At 50.3% G+C, this 19,567-nt stretch carries 20 protein-coding genes and 1 other annotated feature; of the genes, 5 read left to right on the top strand and 15 right to left on the bottom strand.

Annotation, left to right across the window (positions count from 1 at the left end):
* Window positions 1–36 precede the first annotated feature (36 nt).
* The 3 genes from ABEW34_RS01250 to pyrR are packed head-to-tail and all read right to left on the bottom strand — an operon-like array spanning window position 37 to window position 2,803.
* On the bottom strand, window positions 37–1,326 hold the full coding sequence (locus ABEW34_RS01250) for a dihydroorotase (protein ID WP_430154154.1): 1,290 nt from the start codon (window positions 1,324–1,326) through the stop codon (window positions 37–39).
* A 31-nt stretch (window positions 1,327–1,357) separates the two neighbouring features.
* Window positions 1,358–2,257 carry an aspartate carbamoyltransferase catalytic subunit gene (locus ABEW34_RS01245; protein ID WP_046230438.1) on the bottom strand — a complete coding sequence of 300 codons (900 nt, stop codon included), beginning with the start codon at window positions 2,255–2,257 and terminating at the stop codon, window positions 1,358–1,360.
* Window positions 2,258–2,803: a bifunctional pyr operon transcriptional regulator/uracil phosphoribosyltransferase PyrR gene (pyrR, locus tag ABEW34_RS01240; protein ID WP_430154583.1), complete on the bottom strand. Its 546-nt coding sequence runs from the start codon at window positions 2,801–2,803 to the stop codon at window positions 2,258–2,260.
* 417 nt (window positions 2,804–3,220) lie between these two features.
* On the opposite strand from pyrR, the gene ABEW34_RS01235 reads away from it, so the two are divergent.
* The 4 genes from ABEW34_RS01235 to ABEW34_RS01220 are packed head-to-tail and all read left to right on the top strand — an operon-like array spanning window position 3,221 to window position 7,338.
* Window positions 3,221–4,741, top strand: coding sequence for a spore germination protein (locus tag ABEW34_RS01235; protein WP_430154152.1), 1,521 nt, complete (start codon window positions 3,221–3,223; stop codon window positions 4,739–4,741).
* Window positions 4,742–4,761: 20 nt separating this feature from the next.
* The gene (locus ABEW34_RS01230; RefSeq protein ID WP_430154150.1) at window positions 4,762–5,967 is read left to right on the top strand and encodes a Ger(x)C family spore germination protein; all 1,206 of its coding nucleotides are present in this window, start codon (window positions 4,762–4,764) and stop codon (window positions 5,965–5,967) included.
* A gap of 4 nt (window positions 5,968–5,971) precedes the next feature.
* Entirely contained in the window at window positions 5,972–6,211 is a 240-nt protein-coding gene (locus ABEW34_RS01225) for a hypothetical protein (RefSeq protein WP_430154149.1), read from the top strand.
* Between the two features lie 29 nt (window positions 6,212–6,240).
* Entirely contained in the window at window positions 6,241–7,338 is a 1,098-nt protein-coding gene (locus ABEW34_RS01220; RefSeq protein WP_430154147.1) for a GerAB/ArcD/ProY family transporter, read from the top strand.
* Window positions 7,339–7,465: 127 nt separating this feature from the next.
* Here ABEW34_RS01220 and ABEW34_RS01215 read toward each other — a convergent pair whose 3' ends face one another.
* From ABEW34_RS01215 to lspA, 3 genes are all read right to left on the bottom strand, one after another.
* Window positions 7,466–8,701: an LL-diaminopimelate aminotransferase gene (locus tag ABEW34_RS01215; protein WP_056041601.1), complete on the bottom strand. Its 1,236-nt coding sequence runs from the start codon at window positions 8,699–8,701 to the stop codon at window positions 7,466–7,468.
* Between the two features lie 126 nt (window positions 8,702–8,827).
* The gene (locus ABEW34_RS01210; RefSeq protein WP_430154145.1) at window positions 8,828–9,817 is read right to left on the bottom strand and encodes an RluA family pseudouridine synthase; all 990 of its coding nucleotides are present in this window, start codon (window positions 9,815–9,817) and stop codon (window positions 8,828–8,830) included.
* Window positions 9,798–10,322, bottom strand: coding sequence for a signal peptidase II (gene lspA / locus ABEW34_RS01205; protein ID WP_430154143.1), 525 nt, complete (start codon window positions 10,320–10,322; stop codon window positions 9,798–9,800). Before lspA ends, ABEW34_RS01210 begins: the two co-directional genes overlap by 20 nt.
* Before the next feature lie 146 nt (window positions 10,323–10,468).
* Between lspA and ABEW34_RS01200 the strand changes: the two genes are divergently transcribed.
* Window positions 10,469–11,185 (top strand): TraR/DksA C4-type zinc finger protein, encoded by a 717-nt coding sequence (locus tag ABEW34_RS01200; protein ID WP_430154141.1) that lies wholly within the window; start codon window positions 10,469–10,471, stop codon window positions 11,183–11,185.
* A 119-nt stretch (window positions 11,186–11,304) separates the two neighbouring features.
* On the opposite strand, the gene ABEW34_RS01195 is transcribed toward ABEW34_RS01200, so the two are convergent.
* From ABEW34_RS01195 to ABEW34_RS01155, 9 genes are all read right to left on the bottom strand, one after another.
* Complete coding sequence (locus ABEW34_RS01195; protein ID WP_099520895.1) at window positions 11,305–11,652, bottom strand: DUF5665 domain-containing protein; 348 nt, start codon at window positions 11,650–11,652, stop codon at window positions 11,305–11,307.
* 146 nt (window positions 11,653–11,798) lie between these two features.
* Window positions 11,799–14,888 carry an isoleucine--tRNA ligase gene (ileS, locus tag ABEW34_RS01190; protein WP_430154140.1) on the bottom strand — a complete coding sequence of 1,030 codons (3,090 nt, stop codon included), beginning with the start codon at window positions 14,886–14,888 and terminating at the stop codon, window positions 11,799–11,801.
* Window positions 14,889–14,928: 40 nt separating this feature from the next.
* Window positions 14,929–15,228, bottom strand: a binding site (T-box leader).
* A 68-nt stretch (window positions 15,229–15,296) separates the two neighbouring features.
* Window positions 15,297–15,794 (bottom strand): DivIVA domain-containing protein, encoded by a 498-nt coding sequence (locus ABEW34_RS01185; RefSeq protein WP_046230429.1) that lies wholly within the window; start codon window positions 15,792–15,794, stop codon window positions 15,297–15,299.
* 87 nt (window positions 15,795–15,881) lie between these two features.
* Window positions 15,882–16,670: an RNA-binding protein gene (locus ABEW34_RS01180; RefSeq protein ID WP_430154137.1), complete on the bottom strand. Its 789-nt coding sequence runs from the start codon at window positions 16,668–16,670 to the stop codon at window positions 15,882–15,884.
* A 27-nt stretch (window positions 16,671–16,697) separates the two neighbouring features.
* A complete protein-coding gene (locus ABEW34_RS01175; RefSeq protein WP_056042062.1) occupies window positions 16,698–16,946 on the bottom strand; it encodes a YggT family protein in 249 nt (82 codons plus the stop codon).
* A 34-nt stretch (window positions 16,947–16,980) separates the two neighbouring features.
* Window positions 16,981–17,436, bottom strand: a complete 456-nt coding sequence (locus tag ABEW34_RS01170) for a cell division protein SepF (RefSeq protein ID WP_046230426.1) — start codon at window positions 17,434–17,436, stop codon at window positions 16,981–16,983.
* A 3-nt stretch (window positions 17,437–17,439) separates the two neighbouring features.
* A complete protein-coding gene (locus ABEW34_RS01165; protein ID WP_430154135.1) occupies window positions 17,440–18,156 on the bottom strand; it encodes a YggS family pyridoxal phosphate-dependent enzyme in 717 nt (238 codons plus the stop codon).
* A 5-nt stretch (window positions 18,157–18,161) separates the two neighbouring features.
* Window positions 18,162–19,016 (bottom strand): peptidoglycan editing factor PgeF, encoded by an 855-nt coding sequence (gene pgeF / locus ABEW34_RS01160; RefSeq protein WP_430154133.1) that lies wholly within the window; start codon window positions 19,014–19,016, stop codon window positions 18,162–18,164.
* 33 nt (window positions 19,017–19,049) lie between these two features.
* Window positions 19,050–19,328: a YlmC/YmxH family sporulation protein gene (locus ABEW34_RS01155; protein ID WP_046230423.1), complete on the bottom strand. Its 279-nt coding sequence runs from the start codon at window positions 19,326–19,328 to the stop codon at window positions 19,050–19,052.
* Between the last annotated feature and the right edge of the window lie 239 nt (window positions 19,329–19,567).

The raw sequence follows: 19,567 nt of genomic DNA, 5'->3' as shown, positions 1-19,567 counted from the left end.
TCCTATATGTCAATTAGCATATCCAAGTTAACGTTCTTATGCTTGCTCCGACCATACAACCGCGCCATTGACAATTGTCGCTACCGGCCATCCTTGCAGCTTCCAGCCGCCGAAAGGCGTGTTGTTGCTGCGCGAGGCAAAGGTTGCCGGATCGACTGCGCGCTCGCTGTCCAAGTCCACAATCGTCAGATCAGCTGGCGCTCCTGCTGCCAGTCGGCCTGTCTCCAGCTTGAACACCCGCGCCGGATCAGCCGTCATACGGTCAAGAAGGAAGCCCAGCGTCCATTTGCCGGTTTTAACAAACTGCGTGTACAGCAGCGGGAACGCTGTCTCAAAGCCTACGATTCCGAACGGTGCAAGCTGCATGCCGCGCGCTTTCTCTTCCGCACTATGAGGCGCATGATCCGTTACGATCATGTCGATCGTGCCGTCCTCCAGCGCCTCGATAACCGCAGCCACATCGCGCGGCGTGCGCAGCGGAGGGTTCATTTTCCAATTGGCATCAAAGCCTGGAATATCCTCGTCCGACAGCACCAGATGATGCGGGCAAACCTCAGCCGTTACGTTCACGCCGATTTGCTTGCCAAGGCGGATCAGCCTTACCGATTGTTCCGTGCTGACGTGGCAGACGTGATAATGAACACCTGTCGCTTCAGCGAGCAAAATGTCGCGGCCGACATGGATCGCTTCCGATTCATTCGGAATGCCCTTCAGTCCGTTCTCGCGGGAGAACTTGCCTTCCGATACGAACAGCCCCTCAACGAGCGTATTGTCCTCGCAGTGCGCAATGACCGGCATGTCAAGCGACTTTGCCAGCGCCATCGCATCCTTCATCATTTGCGCGCTTTGTACACCTACGCCATCGTCCGTGAAGCCAATTGTGCCAGCCGCTTTCAGCGCTGCGAAATCCGTCAGCTCACGACCGAGCTGATTTTTAGAAATAGCGGCATAAGGGAGGACGCGAACGACGCCTTCCTTCGCATTTTTGTCCAAAATATATTTGATCGTTTCAGGTGTATCTGTCACCGGGCGAGTGTTCGGCATGCAGGCGATTGTAGTAAAACCGCCTTTCGCTGCTGAACGCGTCCCCGTTGCGATGTCTTCTTTATATTCAAAGCCAGGATCGCGCAAATGCACGTGCATATCGATGAAGCCTGCTGATACAAGCTTGCCCTCTGCATCAATCACTTCTGCTGAACCTGTATCTGGCGCTGTATCGCCGCTTGCAAGCTCGGCGATTTTGCCATCCTCAATTCGAATATGCTGCTTCACTAGGCCGCTGGCAGCCGTATCCCATACGCTGCCGTTAATAATCCATAATGACATAGTTGTTCACCCTCCCGATTTCATCTAAAAGTTAGTTCAAAGCCCGTTCTATGACGGCCATTCTAACCGGAACCCCGTGCTCCATCTGCTTAAAAATCCGGGACTTGGCATGCTCGACAAGCTCATCGTCAATTTCAACATTGCGGTTGATCGGCGCCGGGTGCATAATAATCGCGTGATCCGGCATTGTCGCTGCTCGCTCCACCGTGAGCCCAAACTGCTCGCGGTAGCTTTCAGCAGAGCTCAGCATGCCGCTCTCGTGACGCTCCAGCTGTACCCGCAGCATCATCACGACATCGGATTTCAGCGCTTCCTCCATCGTCACATAACGGGCGTCAAGGTCGGACGCCTGCAAGTTCGCAGGAGCGCAAAACTTCACCGTAGCGCCCAGTTTTTGCAGCGCATATAAGTTCGAACGCGCTACGCGGCTGTGCAAAATGTCTCCGATAATCGAGACGGTCAATCCTTTAATTGCGCCAAATTGCTTGCGCATCGTATATAAATCAAGCAGCGCCTGCGTCGGATGCTCGTTGTTGCCATCGCCCGCGTTAATCAGCGGCACTTTAATTTTCGTAGCCAGTTCGGCTAGCAAGCCAATCGGCTTGAGCCGGATAATGCCGACGTCTATGCCCATCGACTCCAAGGTACGAACGGTATCATATACCGACTCACCCTTCTGTACACTCGATACGGCTGCCGAGAAGTTCAGCACTTCCGCTCCAAGCCGCTTCTCCGCTACCTCGAAGGAGAAGCGTGTGCGCGTGCTGTTCTCGAAAAACATATTAGCTGCGAACTTGCCCTGCAGCACATTCTGCACTTTCGTCTCCTGCTGCTCCCAATGAGCGGCGCGATCTAGAATGGCGATAATTTCCTCTGCGTCAAGCTCCTTCAAACCAAGCAAACTGCGCTGTTTGAGCTGTAAAAGTGTCATTTAGGCTTGCCCCCTCTGATGAATAATTTTCACCTGGTCTAAGGAATCAATCTCGGTTAACGTAACGGAGATTTGCTCTTGTTTGGAGGATGGCACATTTTTTCCTACAAAATCCGGCCTTATCGGCAATTCCCGATGACCACGGTCAACCAGCACAGCAAGCTGAATGCTTTGCGGCCTGCCGCAATCCATGACCGCATCCATCGCGGCGCGAATCGTCCGGCCGGTATACAGCACATCATCGAACAAAATAATGTTGCGGTCCTGTACGACCGACAGTTCGACATCCATCTCGCCGATTATGCCGACTTCCATCTCGGTGCGGCTGCCTGGCGCCTTGCCGTCATCGCGATAGCGGGTAATATCCAGTTCCTTCACTAAAACAGGCTTGCCTTCAATTTCCTGTATGCGCTCTGCGATTCTTCGGGCTAAATAAACGCCTCTTGTCCGAATGCCGACCAGTGTGCAGTTGTCGATGCCTTTGTTCTTCTCCACGATCTCGTGGGCGATGCGGGTGAGTGCCCGGCGAATGGCTGCATCATCCATAATGACCAAGTGCTCTTCTTCCACCGTTACGTTACCTCCCATCCTAGCGCAGGTTGAACTGCCAACTCTCATCAAGGCGCTTTATAAAAAAGACTCCTTGCGTATTCGCAAGGAGCCCATGATTAACCGCTGAGGATTCCATCCATCCCCGCCAACCTAATGAGTTGCGGAAGATGAGGAGCTTCTTGTCCCCAGCTTAATTAATCAACTATTCACGCTACCTTGCCAGCCTCACAGGACTGAGTTAAAGGTACAACTTATACCAAAGGAATTATCCCACGTTCGACATAAGATGTCAAGTGGCAGCAGCCTTAAACACGATCTGCCCACCTTGTTATGGCTATTTATCATATTTATGGCAGTCTGTTGGCATACTAACTAGCAGCTACGGACATTTTGCAAGCAGGAGGGAACAAGATGCAGTCGCACGTATCACGTCCAGATGAAAAAGTCAGCCTGCCCGCTTCACTCGATGCGTGCATCGGGCATATTCAGACCGAGATCGGCGGCAGCTCGGATCTTGTCATCAAGCGCTTCTCCTGCCTGCATCTGTGGCCCAGCGCACTCATTTATCTAGAAGGCATGATTGATATTCAAATGCTTCATCAATCGGTATTGGGCTCTCTTATGGGCTATGCGAATGAGCATACACCTAACTTTGACGATCCCAATGACCGTCTGATTCATCTGAAGGAGGATGTGCTGATTGCCGGAAATACCGATTATGCGGTGGAAATGGCGCTCCTGTTCCATCGCCTTCTGTCGGGCTCCATTATTTTGCTGCTGGACGGAAGCACGAAAGCGATTTGCATTAGCGCCGCTGGCTGGGAGGATCGCAATATTAGCGAGCCGAAGACCCAATCCGTCGTCCGTGGACCGATGGAAGGCTTCACCGAAAACCTGCGAAAGAATACGACACTTATCCGCAGAAGAATTAAAGATCCCCAGCTGTGGATGGAAACGAGGCAAATCGGTCAAATAACGAAAACATCCGTTGCCCTGATGTACATCAACCATTTGGTTGATAAAGGCGTGCTCGAAGAGGTGCGGCGCAGGCTTGATGATATTGACATCGACAGCATTTTGGAAAGCGGCTATATTGAAGAGCTGATCCAGGATGTCACGCTCACGCCGTTTCCAACGATCTACAATAGCGAGCGCCCGGATACGGTCGCCGCCGGACTTCTGGAAGGCCGGGTCGCCATTATTGTGGACGGCACGCCATTTGTGCTGCTTGTCCCTTCCTTGTTCGTTCATTTTTTTCAATCGGCCGAGGACTATTATCAGCGAGCAGATATCAGTACCCTGCTGCGGCTCATTCGCTATTTAGCTTTTTTTATCGCCATGCTGGCGCCTTCCTTTTATATCGCGATTACGACCTTTCATCAGGAAATGCTGCCGACCAGCCTGCTCATTAATCTCGCCGCGCAGCGTGAAGGCGTACCATTCCCCGCTTTCATCGAAGCTGTGCTTATGGAGCTTACGTATGAAATTTTGCGGGAGGCGGGCGTACGCATTCCGAGAACGGTAGGCCAGGCGGTATCCATCGTCGGCACACTTGTTATCGGACAGGCAGCAGTAAATGCTGGCGTCGTTTCGGCGGCGATGGTCATTATCGTCTCGATTACCGCCATATCGAGCTACGTCATACCCGAAAACGGTATGTCAATCGCCGGACGGATTTTGCGTTTTTTCCTCATGATTCTCGCGGCGTCGTTCGGTTTTTTTGGCATCTTGCTGGGACTACTGGCCATTTTGCTGCACATGACGAATTTGCGTTCATTTGGAGCGGCATACATGAGTCCATTCGGCCCTTACGTAGCTTCAGATGTGAAGGATTCTCTGTTTCGCATGCCATGGACGCATATGATGAATCGGCCTTATTCCAATGGCAGTGGACAGAAAAAAAGGCAAAAAAAACGTACAAAACGCTTATAAGGAAGGGGTCAGCATAGCACATGAAAAAAACATTCCTTTCCCTGCTGGCCTCCACACTGCTGCTGCTGCTGGCATCCGGCTGCTGGGATCGCCTGGAAATGAACGAATTGGGCATCGTACTCGCAATGGCTATCGATAAGGGCAAAAACAATATGCTTGAAATATCCTGCCAGGTCGTCGTCCCATCAGAGGTCGCTTCCAATTCCGGCAAAAGCACGACAACACCCGTTACGCTGTATCAGGCAAGTGCCCCCACCATTCTTGAAGCCATAACTAAAATGAGCCTCTCCAGTCCGAGATTTAACTATATGTCGCATATTCGCGTCCTTATTTTCAGCGAAGCTGTCGCTCAAATGGGCATAGGCGATGAACTGGAAAATTTGATGCGGCATCCTGAATTCCGTCCGGATTATCACGTCATGATTGCCCATCATTCCAAAGCTGCAGATATTCTAAATATTTTGACCCCATTGGAAAACATTCCAGCCAATAATCTGTTCCTTTCTCTGCAAAATTCAGCCAAAACCTGGTCACCTACGATAACTGTAACTGCCGACGTTTTATTAGAGAAAATGATTAGCGACGGTGTGGAGCCTGTATTGACGGGTGTGGAGATTATTGGAAACAAAAAAGAAGGAGGCAACAAGAATAACTTGACAGCGATTAAACCAAAAGCAAATTTGATATATACCGGTATGGCCGTGCTTAGGAAGGACAAGCTGGTTGGTTGGATGAACGAGCAGGAAAGCAAAGGCTATAATTATATTACGAATAATGTAAAAAGCACGACGGGCAACTTGCCTTGCCCGCACAATAAAGGCAAGCTGAGCATTGCCGTCCTGCGGTCCCATACCGATGTTGTACCCAAAGTTGTAGACGGCAAGCCCGTCATGCTTATTAAAGTTAAAAATATGTCCAGCATTATGGGGGACGGCTGCACCACGCCAATCTCTAGTCAGGAAGACATCAAAGCGATAGAAAAAGTGGGAAGCGAAAAAATGATTATCCTGATGAAACAAGCCGTTGATACGGCTCAAAAGCAATATAAATTAGATATTTTCGGATTTGGCCTAAACATTAGCCGCAACAATCCGAAGCTGTGGGCACAGCTGAGCGATCATTGGGAGGAGGAATTTCCAAAGCTGAAAGTAGAATATGAGGTTCATGTCCAGACGCGGCGGGTCGGCATGCTGGACGATTCCATCTTGCAGGATATAAAGGAGTAAACCGATGCCCCTTCCAACCCTTGTTGTGTTATGTGTGGCCTTTTCCTTCGGCATGATTCAAATGCCGGCCTTGTTCAAAAAAAAGCTGAAACGCGAGGCTTGGGCTTATTTCGTATTGCTAAGCGCCGGAACGGCTTGCAGTATTTATGCAGCCAATGTACAGCCCGTTCCAAGCCCGCTTAATGCGCTAATTACTATTTACGGGCCCATTAACCAATTTTTCGATCGGTTGTTAAGCCCTTAAGCCATGAAGCTATGATAGGAGCCATTTGCATGCTGGAAAAAGGAAGAATTAGCGCTAGACAGCTGACCGTGCTTGTTTTTTTATCCGTCGTTGGCGATATGATTTTGATCATACCCGCTGTTGTAGCCAGCTACGCGCAGCAGGATGGCTGGATAGCCTCCTTGCTTGGCATGCCAATCGGGCTGTTTTTTCTCTGGCTGATGCTCCATCTCAGCAGCTTTTACCCTCAGCTCAACCTCGTTCAAATCAACGACCGCATACTGGGAAAATGGCTGGGAGCGCTCATGAGCTGTGCCTATCTGCTCTTTTTCCTATTGGCTGGCTCAACGTTCATCCGGGAGGTGGGCGATTTTTTGACGACACAGCTGTTTCAAACGACACCCATTCGCTACATACATTTATTGTTTGTGCTGATTTTACTCTGGGGAGTATGGAATGGCATTGAATCGATTGCCAGAAGTGCCGAAATCTTACTGCCACTGTTCATTTTTATTTGTATGGTATTAATCGTGTGTCTAATTCCGCAAATGGATTTGGAACGCTTAAAGCCGATTCTAGGCTCGGAGCGGCTGTCCTTTGCCCATGCCACCCTAATGTCCAGCGTCTATCCGTTCGGGGAATTATGCTCCTTCCTTATGATTTATCCTTATGCCGCCAAGCCGTCTCATCGCCAGAGGGATGTGCTGCTCTCCGCCTTGTGCGCTGCCCTGCTGCTGTTCTCGCTTGTGTTTATGTCCTTGACCGTTCTTGGCGCTTATTTTACCGAGCACAATATTTACTCCACCTATCTGCTGACGCAAAAAATTAACATTGGTGCTTTTCTTCAGCGCATTGAGGCTTTAATGGCAACGGCCTGGGTCATCTCGACCTTTTTCAAAACGGTGCTGTTTTTTTACGCCTTTGCGGTTGGGACGGCGCAATTGCTCGGGCTATCTACAGCAAAGCCGCTTATTATCCCGACGTCGTTTCTCATGTTCGGCCTGGCGATGATGGTGGCACCCAATCTTTTATATTATGTGAAAACCATTGTCCCTTATTGGATTGACTGGGATTTCACCTATGCCTTTGTGCTGCCTATGCTGCTCATTGTCGTTTACTATATGAAGAAAAAACTCAAACGAGGGTAAGCATCGCCAATACAGCAGCACTCCAAATAAGAAAAAGATGGATAAATGCTTATTATTAAAAAAGCTCCGCAACCTGAGGTTGCGAAGCTTTTTTGTCTTATGGAAAATCTTATGCCAGCCGCTTGGCTTAAAGCGACATTTTGCGAATACGTTCAACCGCTTTTTCCGTATTTTCACGGCTGCCAAATGCAGTCAGGCGGAAGTAGCCTTGGCCGCTTTGTCCGAAGCCGACGCCCGGCGTACCCACAATGTTCGCTTCCGAAAGCAGCTTGTCGAAGAAGGCCCATGAATCGAGGCCATTTGGCGTTTTCAGCCAAATGTACGGCGCATTAACACCGCCAAATACTTCAAGACCAATCGAAGCAAGACCGTCACGAATGATTTTCGCATTCGTCATGTAGTAGTCCACCAGTGCTTTAATCTGCTCTTTGCCTTCTGGCGAGTAAATGGCTGCTGCGCCGCGCTGAGTGACGTAAGACACACCGTTGAATTTCGTCGTATGACGACGGTTCCACAGATCATTAATCAATACTTCCTTGCCATTGTCATCGAAGCCCTTCAGCTCGCGAGGAACAACGGTATAAGCACAACGAACGCCTGTGAAGCCTGCGGTTTTGGAGAAGCTGCGGAATTCGATGGCAACTTCCTTTGCGCCTTCGATTTCATAAATGCTATGCGGCACATCCGATTCTTGAATGAAAGCTTCATAAGCCGAATCGTATAGGATGATGCAATTGTTGCTTTTCGCATAGTCGACCCATTTTTGCAATTCCTCACGGGAAAGCGTCATGCCCGTCGGATTGTTCGGGTAGCACAGGTAAATCAGATCCACCTTACGGTCTGGCAGGCTTGGCGTGAAGTTGTTTTCCGCTGTGCACTCCAGGTAAACGATATTTTCATAACGCTTCGAATCCGTATTGTATTTGCCAGAGCGTCCTGCCATAACATTCGTATCCACATAAACCGGGTACACCGGATCTTGAACCGCTACGATGCTGTTTTGGCTAAAAATTTCCTGAATGTTGCCCACGTCGCATTTAGAGCCATCGCTCAAAAATACTTCGTTCGTTTGAATATCGACGCCGCGTGCTTTGTAATCATTCTCGATAATCGCATTAATCAAGAAGTCATACCCTTGCTCCGGGCCGTATCCACGGAATGAGCCTGGTACAGCCAGCTCATCCACAGCTTCGTGCATCGCTTTAACAACCGCTTCCGGCAAGCCCCGCGTAACGTCGCCAATCCCTAAGCTAATAATTTCAGCATTCGGGTTTTCTTTAATAAACTGGGTACGACGCTTTGCAATCTCGGAGAATAAATAGCTGCCTTGCAGCTCCTGGTAATTATGATTAATGTTCGTCATTATTTATCACCAATCCTTTAACTACTAGAATAGCTTACTTTTCCCCGAGACTTAATATAGGATTTGCCCAAAAGTTTGTATTTTCGCGATACTGCTCAGCCAAGTGCAAGGATGCTCCCGCCCGGCCTAGCGGCCGCGCAGCACGCTCAATACATGATTCATATCGCCGGGAATCGGCGCCTCGAAATGCATGAGCTCGCCTGTGCGTGGATGCTTGAAGCCAAGCACGGCCGCATGCAGCGCTTGTCCTTTAAGCGCTACTGTCTTGTTGCGTCCATACATCGGATCGCCTGCCAGCGGATAGCCAATATACTTTAAGTGGACGCGAATTTGATGTGTGCGCCCTGTCTCGAGCTGCAGCTCCACTAGCGAATAGTCTTCCCCAATACGCTCGATAACCATGAAATGCGTTACCGCATGCTTGCTGTTGCGCTCCGTGACCGTAAACATTTTACGGTCATTCGTATCTCTGCCGATTGGCGCATCAATCGTGCCATGGTCATGCGGCAAATTGCCATGCACCAAACCGATATATTTGCGCGTAATCGAGTGGTCCTTCAGCTGCGCAGCGAGCGAAGCGTGAGCCAAGTCATTTTTCGCGATCATCAGCAGCCCTGAGGTGTCCTTGTCAATGCGATGGACAATGCCGGGACGAAGTACACCGTTAATGCCCGACAAGTCTTTACAATGATACATGAGCGCATTGACTACGGTGCCTGATGAATGACCAGGCGCAGGGTGAACGACCAGCCCGCGCGGCTTATTAATGACGATGACATCGCTATCCTCGTAGACGATATCAAGCGGTATATTTTCAGGATCAATGACGGCCTCTTCCGGTTCTGGAATCGTAACGACGACCACGTCACCCGCGGCAACTTTATAGTTTCTTTTGCCTGTTTGGCCGTTCACCGTTACAGCTTGAGCCTTAAGCCATTCCTGTACTTGCGTACGCGATATAGCTGGATCATCCATCGCTTCGGTTACGACTTTGTCCAGACGTTCGCCAGCCTGACCCTCGTCAATGACAAAACCCACTTGCTCCTGCTCTTCCAGCTCAAACTCTTGCTCTACTTCTTGCTCTACTTCTTGCCCATCATACGGTTTGCTGCTCATTCGGGTTAGACTCCTTATCCTCTTCACTTCTCATCTGATCCTGCTTCTCATGCTTCGAGGTCATCAAGGCATCAATTAATATCAGCACGACACCTACGCAAATCGCCGAATCAGCGACGTTAAAAATCGGGAACGAATAGCTGCCGAAATTAAACAGCAGGAAATCGACAACTTCGCCATACATCGCCCGGTCCAGAAAATTGCCGAACGCTCCGCCAAGCACAAGTCCAAGACCTGTTAACAACCATACTTTGCCGAGCTTCCGAGTCGTTTGTATGTACCAGATAATCGCGGCTAAAATAACAATCGTAATGACGATAAAAAATAAACGCTGCTCCTGCAAAATTCCAAAGGCAGCCCCTTTGTTGCGGTGCGATGTAATGTAAAAGAAATTGCCAATTACACTAATCAATTCACCCAGGTTTAGCTGTGTCGCAATTATTTTCTTCGTTATAAAATCTACAACAAATACGAATAAAGCGATCCAGTAGTAGTAATAACGCATCTACTTTCTCCTTTCGTTGTGCATGCAAGGCCTATCCGTCTGCATAACATTCCGTCATATGTCCCAAGCTATTGTAGCATAGTCAATATGGAATGAGCCAGCCTCTGCGATGCGGAGGACTAAACGAACAAAGGACGGTGCCTGCCATGCGGCTGCCTACGATGGAACAGCTTAGCGAACTGCACGCTCGATTAATATTGGACAAGCAAGACATTGAACAACGACTTGATCATAACGGTCATTATGGTCTTGATACGGGATGGAAATCGAATAACAGCGATCTTACAACCATCGACAATCATCCTGCCGATGCCGGAACCGATATGTTCGAGCGCAGCAAGGATATCGCATTGTTGGAGCAGGAGGAGCTGCATTTGAATCGTATCGATGCAGCGCTTGAAGCTTTTCAAAACGGGACCTACGGTTCCTGCATCGTATGCAAGGAGCCTATTCCATACGAACGACTGGCGGCTATTCCGGATTGCTTATATTGCCTGGACCATGCCCCGCGCCAAGAGTTAACCTACAATCGTCCTATTGAGGAAGAAACAATCCAGCTGCCTTACGGCTACTCCAGTGAAAAAGCATACACAGGCTGGGCCGGCTTCGACGGCGAGGATGCCTGGCAAATCGTCGAGCAATGGGGCAGCTCCGACTCCCCCGCCATGTCCGGCAATCCCGAGGCGACCGATTATGCGCATATCGGCTCCGCCTCAGAGGAAAACGACGGTTTTGTGGAGCAGCTGGAAAGCTTCGTCGCCACCGATATCACCGGACGCCATGTGTCCATTATTCATAATTCACAATATAAGCGTTATATGGAGAGTGAAGAAGGCGACCACCATTTGGAGCAGGACAGCTAAATACGTTTCGCTCCCGGACGGCTGCTTCCGTTATTTGTTCTTCAAAAGTCCCCCTGCTCTTATAAGGACAGCATGATGAATAAATAACGGAGCGTTTGTCCGTGTATGTAACCCACCGCCTAATAGTTTTTCCCTTCCAGCTGAATCTGAACGATGCGCACGATATCCGCGATATAGTCGCCGATAATCGGCAAATTGAGCGCCCCTAAAATTTGCAATACATACAAAATCGTCGCTGCAAAAAAAGTAAAGCCAATCGCGATACCGACGCCTCTCGCCAAGCCAGCAAGCACATTGCGCCATATGAGGCTGATCGGCCGATTGAGCAAATCCACATATTCGGCTATTTGCGTGCGTTCCATTTCCGCCGCTATTTTGCTCAGCCTGCTATCCAGCTTGCTCAGTGTATGTTCGAGCGACTGCTCTTCCTTCACGGAACGAATCGGCTTACGCTCCAGCTCTTTCATCTCAGCATCCCTCCCAGGCATAAAATAAGGAAAAAACGAGCATAAGCTATGCTCGTTTTTTATTAGCTCCTTATACTATATCCTTAAACGCCTTTTTCTTATGCTGAATAAAACAAGCCTGGCACAATTTTCTTCGCACCCTAGCCCTAGCCTTTGATCAAAATGCCAATTTCCTTCTCGCCTAATTGGACCCGCTCGCTGCCTTCCAGCTCTTCATAGGAAACGCTGCTCAGCAGTACATTTTCCTCCAGCACATGGCTGAACGCTTCAAGCGCTGCGCGCAATTCTTCATCGACGCTCAGCACAAGGTCAATGCGCTTTTCGATTGGCAGATCCAGCTTTTTGCGCGTATCTTGAACCGCACGAATCACTTCGCGTACCCAGCCCTCTTGCTCCAGCTCAGGCGTAATGTCCGTGTTCAAGGCTACGGTAATGCCACTGCCCGAGGCGGACGCAAAGCCGGATTTCGCTTGCTTCTCAACGAGAAGCTCCTCGACAGGAATGAACAGCTCCTCCGCATCCACCGCCATAGCGAGCGAGCCATGCGCTATAATGGCGCGCGTCTCGTCTGCCGTCAGCGATTTCAGGTGAGCTTGAATCGGACCAACGTTTTTGCCGTATTTTTTACCGGCTACTTTGAGGTTCAGCTTAAGCGTGAAATCCACAAAGCCGCTATCGCTGTTTTGCACGACAATCGATTTGACATTGATTTCATCCTTCACAATTTCCTCATAGCCTGCTACGTCAAACTCACGGTCAAGTGACACGATCAGCTCAGACAGCGGCTGACGCGTCTTGATGCCCGTTTCGTTGCGGACGTTGCGGGCAAGCTCGACGATTTGCTTCGCGCTCTCCATATCCTGCTCCAGCGTTAGGTCAATAGCGGATTCGTCTGCTGTAGGATAGTTTGCGAGATGGACGCTTTCTCCGCCCCCAAGGTTGCCATACAGGTCTTCCGCCAGCAGCGGCGCATATGGCGCAATGACGCGTGCCAGTGTTAGGAGCACATGACGCAGCGTTTGGTAGGCATTAATTTTATCCTCGGTCAGGCCGCTGCCCCAGAAACGGTCTCGGGAACGACGGATATACCAGTTGCTCAGCTCGTCAACGAAAATTTCAATCGCCTTCGCCGGGTTCAGGAAGTCATTACCGTCAAGCCCTTTCACAGTTGTCTTGATCAGGCTGTTCAGACGCGATACGATCCAGCGATCCAGCTTATTCGCGGATTGACGCTCTTCGTGTGTTTTGTGATCGAAGCCATCGATGGTTGCATACAGTGCATAGAAGGCATGCGTATTGACAATCGTGTCAATGACCTTCGATTTTGCTTCGCCCACGATCGAACGAGAGAAACGTTTGCTGTTCCAAGGCGCGCTGTCCGCAAGCAGCGCCCAACGGAAAGCATCCGTGCCGTACTCGTTGATAATTTCCCATGGATCAATCACATTGCCTTTGGATTTGGACATTTTCTGACCATTTTCATCCAAAATATGTCCGGTCGAAATAACCGCTTTATACGGTGCTTTGCCATTGTAGAGCGTTGATACCGCAAGCAGACTGTAGAACCAGCCGCGCGTCTGATCAATGCCCTCACAAATGATATCAGCCGGATACTGTTCGGCAAAACGATCGTTATTTTCAAAAGGAACATGATGCTGCGCAAACGGCATCGAGCCGCTGTCGAACCATACATCGATCACTTCTGGCGTACGCGTCATGATTGCGCCTTCGGCAAACGGCGATTTCAGCTTGATTTCATCGACGTATGGCTTATGCAGCTCAATATCCTCCGGCACGTCGCCAACGGCACGCTCGCGCAGATCGGCAATGCTGCCAGGCGAATATTGCTTGCCCGTCGCTTCGCAAATCCATACGTTCAGCGGCGTTCCCCAATAGCGGTTGCGGCTGATGTTCCAGTCCACCAAATCCTCGAGGAATTTGCCGAAGCGTCCATCGCGGATATGGCCTGGGTACCAGTCTACTCCATTGTTGTTGGCGATCAGCTGATCTTTAACGGCCGTCGTCTCAATGAACCAGCTTTCTGTCGCGTAATACAATAGCGGCGATTTACAACGCCAGCAGAACGGATAGCTATGCTCGTAACGCTCCTTCGAGAACAGCAGGCCGCGCTCGCTAAGCATTTTCACAATGTCGACATCGCAATCTTTGACGAAGCGTCCAGCAAGGTCGGTCACTTCATCGACGTAACGGCCGGCATTGTTCACGACGTTCAGCATGCTGATGCCGTTTTGGCGTGCCACTCTGTAGTCATCCTCACCGTGAGCCGGCGCAATGTGTACGATCCCCGTACCGCTCGTATCGCTTACGAAATCGCCTGCGATCACTTTATGCGCATTCTCAACTGTAACGTAGCGGAAAGGCGGCTCATAGCTTTGGCCAACCAGCTCGGAGCCCTTAAGCGAGGACAGCACTTCGTGCTCTTCTTTAAATACGCTCTCTACCAGGTTTTTAGCGACGATATATACTTCGCCGCCACTTGCGACACGGACGTATTCAAGCTCAGGATTGACAGCTAGTGCTACGTTTGCTGGCAATGTCCAAGGTGTAGTCGTCCATGCCAATACCGATTCGCCGCTGACAGCAAGCTTAAACTTGACGGTGGCGCTCAAATCTTTAACGTCCTCATAGCCCTGCGCAACCTCGTGGGAGCTTAGCGTCGTTTGGCAGCACGGGCAATACGGGCTGACGCGGTGGCCGCGATACAGCAAGCCCTTGTTATGAATCGTCGAAAGAATATGCCATACACTTTCGATATATTCGTTTTTAAGCGTAATGTACGGGTTGTCGAGATCTGTCCAATAAGCGATGCCCTCGGTCAGCTCACGCCACTGCTTCTCATATTCAAAGACGCTATCCTTGCATTTTTTGATAAAAGCTTCGACGCCGTAATTCTCGATCTCCTGCTTGCCGGAAATGCCGAGCTGCTTCTCAACACCAAGCTCAACAGGCAGGCCATGCGTATCCCAGCCCGCTTTGCGAACAACGCGGTAACCGGACATCGTTTTGTAGCGGCAAATAAAATCTTTAATGACGCGGCCCAGCACGTGACCGATATGCGGCGCGCCGTTAGCGGTCGGAGGACCTTCATAAAATACGAAATTCGGCTTGCCTTCACGGTTTTCAATCGATTTTTTGAACGTATCGTTATCCGCCCACTGCTTCAATACGCGAAGCTCACGCGATCTTGCTTTTTCCTTCACATCTACACGTTGCATCTTCAAATTCCTCCCTAAAAAAATAAAGCCCCGCCCCTGTAGAAGGGACGAGGCTTGCTCGCGTTACCACCCTTGTTCCGTCAACGTCGCTGCATAAGCAGCCTAAAAGACGGCACCTTTGGCGTGAATGCCTTAGCATCCACGGTCCTTGTAACGGAGGACAGACCGTCAGCCCTTACTCCTCGTACCTTACAGCCTAAAAAACAGCTGGGCAGGCAAAGTTTCGGCGCCGCTTCTCGGAGAGGATATTCTGTAACCGCTTGAACGTCGTCTTGCAGCAAAGCAACGACTCTCTGGGGATCAAGCAATGATACATACTCGTTCTCGTCAACGAAGTTTTACATCTGAACAATCATTAATCCTATTTATAGCGTATCGCTGACCTGTTGTCAATCAGCCTTGTGCGGATTAACCACGGGAAAGCTGTTCAAGCTCCGGATGCTGGCCTGGATCAAGCGTTCTCCAATCGTCCTGGCTGAGCAGCTCCAGCTGCGCTTCTACAAGCGTACGGAACCGTGCACGGAAGATCGACGCCTGCTTCTTCAGCTCTTCAACCTCAACCGATACTTTGCGCGACTTGCTCAGCGAGTCATTAATAATGCGATCCGCATTTTTCTCCGCTTCCTTGATGATCAGCTGCGCTTCCTTCTTCGCATTGTTTCGAACCTCATCAGCCGCCTCTTGTGCGACGATAATCGTCTTGCTCAGCGTCTCTTCGATGTTCGAGAAATGGTTCAGCTTCTCCTGCATATTAAGGATCTGGTTCTGCAGCTCCTTATTTTCGCGGATTATCGTTTCATAATCTTTAATGACCTGGTCAAGAAATTCATTGACCTCATCCTCGTCATAGCCGCGCAACCGGCGACCAAATTCCTTATTATGTATGTCCAATGGCGTTAACGGCATCGGCGCACCTCCTCGACTTATTTCCATACCGGAAAACATTTGCTGTGGAAAGGATTCGACAACCGCCAGCAAAATCCTGCAATAGGGCTAAATAAATTTGCCCACCTTCAGCCGAATTCTGCCTTTCTTTGTCACGCCATCCGCCTCCATAACTTTAAATCGGCCCAACCCTTTTATAGATACGACATCGCCTTCGCGCAGCTGCTCGGACGGGTCCTCCACCGTTTTCCAGTTCACCCGGCATCTGCCGGCGCGAATGGGATCTACAATCTTTGTACGGCTGATTCGGTGTACATCGCTCGCAATCCCGTCTACCCGCATCGAGGCTACTGTAAAGCTCATTTCCTGCAGCTCTGGCACGACTGGCGACAAGGAAGACAGTGGAATGATTTCGGTCAATACACTCGCACGGTGCACCTGTCTTAAGTGAACGTTCAAATAATCCGCAATATCTTCCGTCATCATAATGTGAGCGAAAGTTTCATGGACATGAATGTCCCCTACCCGGTCACGCTTGATGCCCAGGCCCAGCAGGGCGCCGAGGTAATCGCCATGATCGAGCTGCTGGCTTGCCCCGCCCGGACCGCTGACCTGTACCTCCAGCACAGCAATTGCGGCAGGCTCCTGATCCAGATCGCGGTAATCCGGCCCAATAATCGCCCGGCAGCGCTCTGCCTCAGGGTAGCCGCCATCAAGCCGCAGCTCCACATCAGGATGGCGATTGACGAGGCTTTGCACGATCTGAGCCTGTCTTGGGTCCAAAAAATCGGTCCGCTTCAGCTCATGCTGCTGTGCGGACCGCTCCACCCATTCCCACGCCCGGTCAACGAATGGCTTCTCGTCCGGGTGGAAATGGTCATATATAGGTAATTTCATTGAAATTCCCTTCCTAACTTTTGAAATCTAGCCCGGCAGTATAAAGCCTACTACCGCAATGAGCCCCATTGCCACAAAACGAAGCGCAAAAATCGCTACGATTGGGGAAATATCAATCATGCCGCCAATCGGTGGAATGAAACGGCGGAAAATGCCTAAGTACGGCTCAACCAGCTTGCCTAAAAATACGCCAATAAAGCTTTCGCGCGCATTGGGCAACCACGACATTAACACATAACCAATAATCATAAAGCTGTAAATACTTTGAAGGTTCATAATGAGCCCTGATACACTACTAAACAATCGGTGGTCACCTCATTTTGGAGTATTCATTGTCCTCTGCCATCATTTCCGTAATCGACCCTTGAATTTCAACCGAATCCGGCGTACATAGGAAAATGTTCGGGCCGAGCTTCGAAATATTGCCACCCAAAGCGTACACTGTACCGCTAAGGAAATCAACAATGCGAAGCGCGAGGTCTGTACGCACACGCTGCAGGTTCACAATGACGGCACGGCGCGAACGCAGATGATCAGCAATATCCTGCGCCTCATCATAGGAGCGCGGCTCGCTTAAGATAACTCGTACATTTTTCTGCGAATGTATGCTTACGATGTTGTTGCCCTTTGTATTTTTACGTGCTTCGAACGGAGAGGTTTCAATTTCATGGTCTGGCTCCTCCGGCTGCGCGCTTCTTTCCCGTTCAATGATCTCTTCTTCCTCCTGCAAACCAAGAAAATTCATAAACTTATTCATAACGCCCATTCGTCATCCCTCTTTTCCAACTAGTATCGTTCCTAATCTAATCCACGTTGCGCCTTCTTCAATCGCGACCTCAAAGTCATTCGACATGCCCATGGAAAGTTCCGTCAGCGGAGCGTTCAAAGCCACTGCCCTATTCATCCTATCCCTTAGCTCCCGCAAAGCGCGGAACACAGGCCGGGTCTGCTCAGCTTCAGCCTCATAAGGCGCCATCGTCATTAAGCCTACCGGCTTTACATACTGAAAGCCTTTAATCGCTTCCAGAAGCTCCGGCAGCTGCTCCGGTTCAAGGCCATGCTTGGAGTCTTCGCCCGATACATTAACCTGAATCATACAGGGCACCTGTACGCCAAGCTGCGCTGCTCGCTTCTCGATTGCCTGTGCAAGCGACAAACGGTCCAGCGAGTGAATGTATGTAAACTTCCCTATGACATCTTTAACCTTATTCGTCTGCAGCGAACCGATGAAATGCCAGATGGCTTGTCCATCGCCTCCTTCGGCTGCATCGCCGCTAATCGCTTCCCACTTGGGCAGGGCGTCCTGAAAGCGGTTTTCGCCTAAATGGCGTAGCCCCTCTTCAAACGCCTGAACAGCTGTAGCGAGCGATACATATTTAGTCACCGCAATAACGTTCACATCCTCCGGCTTACGACCGCTTCTCTCACATGCTGCATCGATCCGGCGCTGTACTTCTGCTATCCGCTCTGTTAATGAGCTATCCAATTTCGTCACCTCTTTGCAATCCCAATCCAGCTGGCCATTCGTCCTGTTTTGCCGCCTTCCATCCGGTGGGAGAAAAACAGATCCTGACGACAGCCAGTACACCACTGTGTTAATTCGATATGGATCGGCATAATTCCTGCTTTTATCATAATCTGACGGTTAATTTCTTTCAAGTCGACCATCGCCTTGCCATTTGGCAGCAGCTTTATCAGCGAATTACGCGCTTCTTCGCCGCTCAGCTTGAAGGATTCGAGCAAAGGAAGCACCTTGCTTATGACCGTTTGGTCGACCTCATAACAGCAGCCACCAATCGATGGGCCGATAGCGGCACGCACATTGTCCGCTCTAGTGCCATATTGCGCGGCCATCGCCTCCAACGTCACTTTAGCAATATGCGCAACGGTTCCTTTCCAGCCTGCATGGGCGAGCGCTACCGCCTGATGCTCCGGATCATAAAAATAAAGCGGCACGCAATCCGCATAAAACGATGCGAGCAAAATGCCCGGCACATCCGTCATCAAGGCATCGGTAGCCGCAATCGCATCGCTGCGGGACTCCCTGCCCCGCCCAGCGTCCTGCTCGGTTACTTTATATACCTCAGCGCCATGCACCTGCTCCGCGCAGGTCCACGCCTCGAAGGGAAAGCCGACCGCATCAGCAACCAGCTGGCGGTTGTGAACAACGTCTGGGTCGGCATCGCCGACATGAAGCCCCATATTCAGCGTCGCCCAAGGCGCGGCGCTTACACCGCCATCGCGGCCAGTAAAACCGGCCGTCAGCTGTTTATTTTCATCCATCCAATTAGACAACAAAAAAAGCGAAGGATTCTTCGCTGAATGATTCCACTTAAAAGCTTCCATTCGGGCCATCACCTCTTTATGCAGTTTACCCTGTTATCCTCTTGCGTGCAAATCCTCTTCCTCCAGGCGCTGCTTCGTTTCATCCATGCGTACGAGCACAACATCCGCCCCAATTTTCACAATGTTGCGCCAAGGAATGACGACCTCGCCGCCTGGCCCGCCAAACAGCCCCATAAAGCGGCTATACTGCGGGATGACGATGGAATCGATGCGTCCCTGCCGCAAATCCAGCTCCAAATCGGTAATATGCCCTAGCTTCTTGCCGTCCACAATATTAATGACATCCTTCGTCTGAAAATCAGATATTTTCATCGTCTGCTCACCACTTTTCCAGCGGGATGAATAACCATTTTTAAGACCGGGTATGCTGTACTGCCCTGCACCGCCTAGCTGTGCTCTCTTTTATATCAGTATATGTAAGACGCGCCCAAAATGTCCTCTTTCGCAAAATAACTACATTCAGCAGCATCCGGCGGGCCTAAAGGCATTAAAAAGACCGGACATCATTGTCCGGCCTGCTTCCCATAAGGCGGGGCTGTCCAGAAAGTCAG

It is taken from the genome of Paenibacillus algorifonticola (assembly GCF_050481745.1).
In the GTDB taxonomy this organism is placed as follows: domain Bacteria; phylum Bacillota; class Bacilli; order Paenibacillales; family Paenibacillaceae; genus Pristimantibacillus; species Pristimantibacillus algorifonticola_A.
The sequence above is the reverse complement of the archived record's forward strand: the minus strand, read 5'-3'. Positions and strand labels throughout refer to the sequence as shown.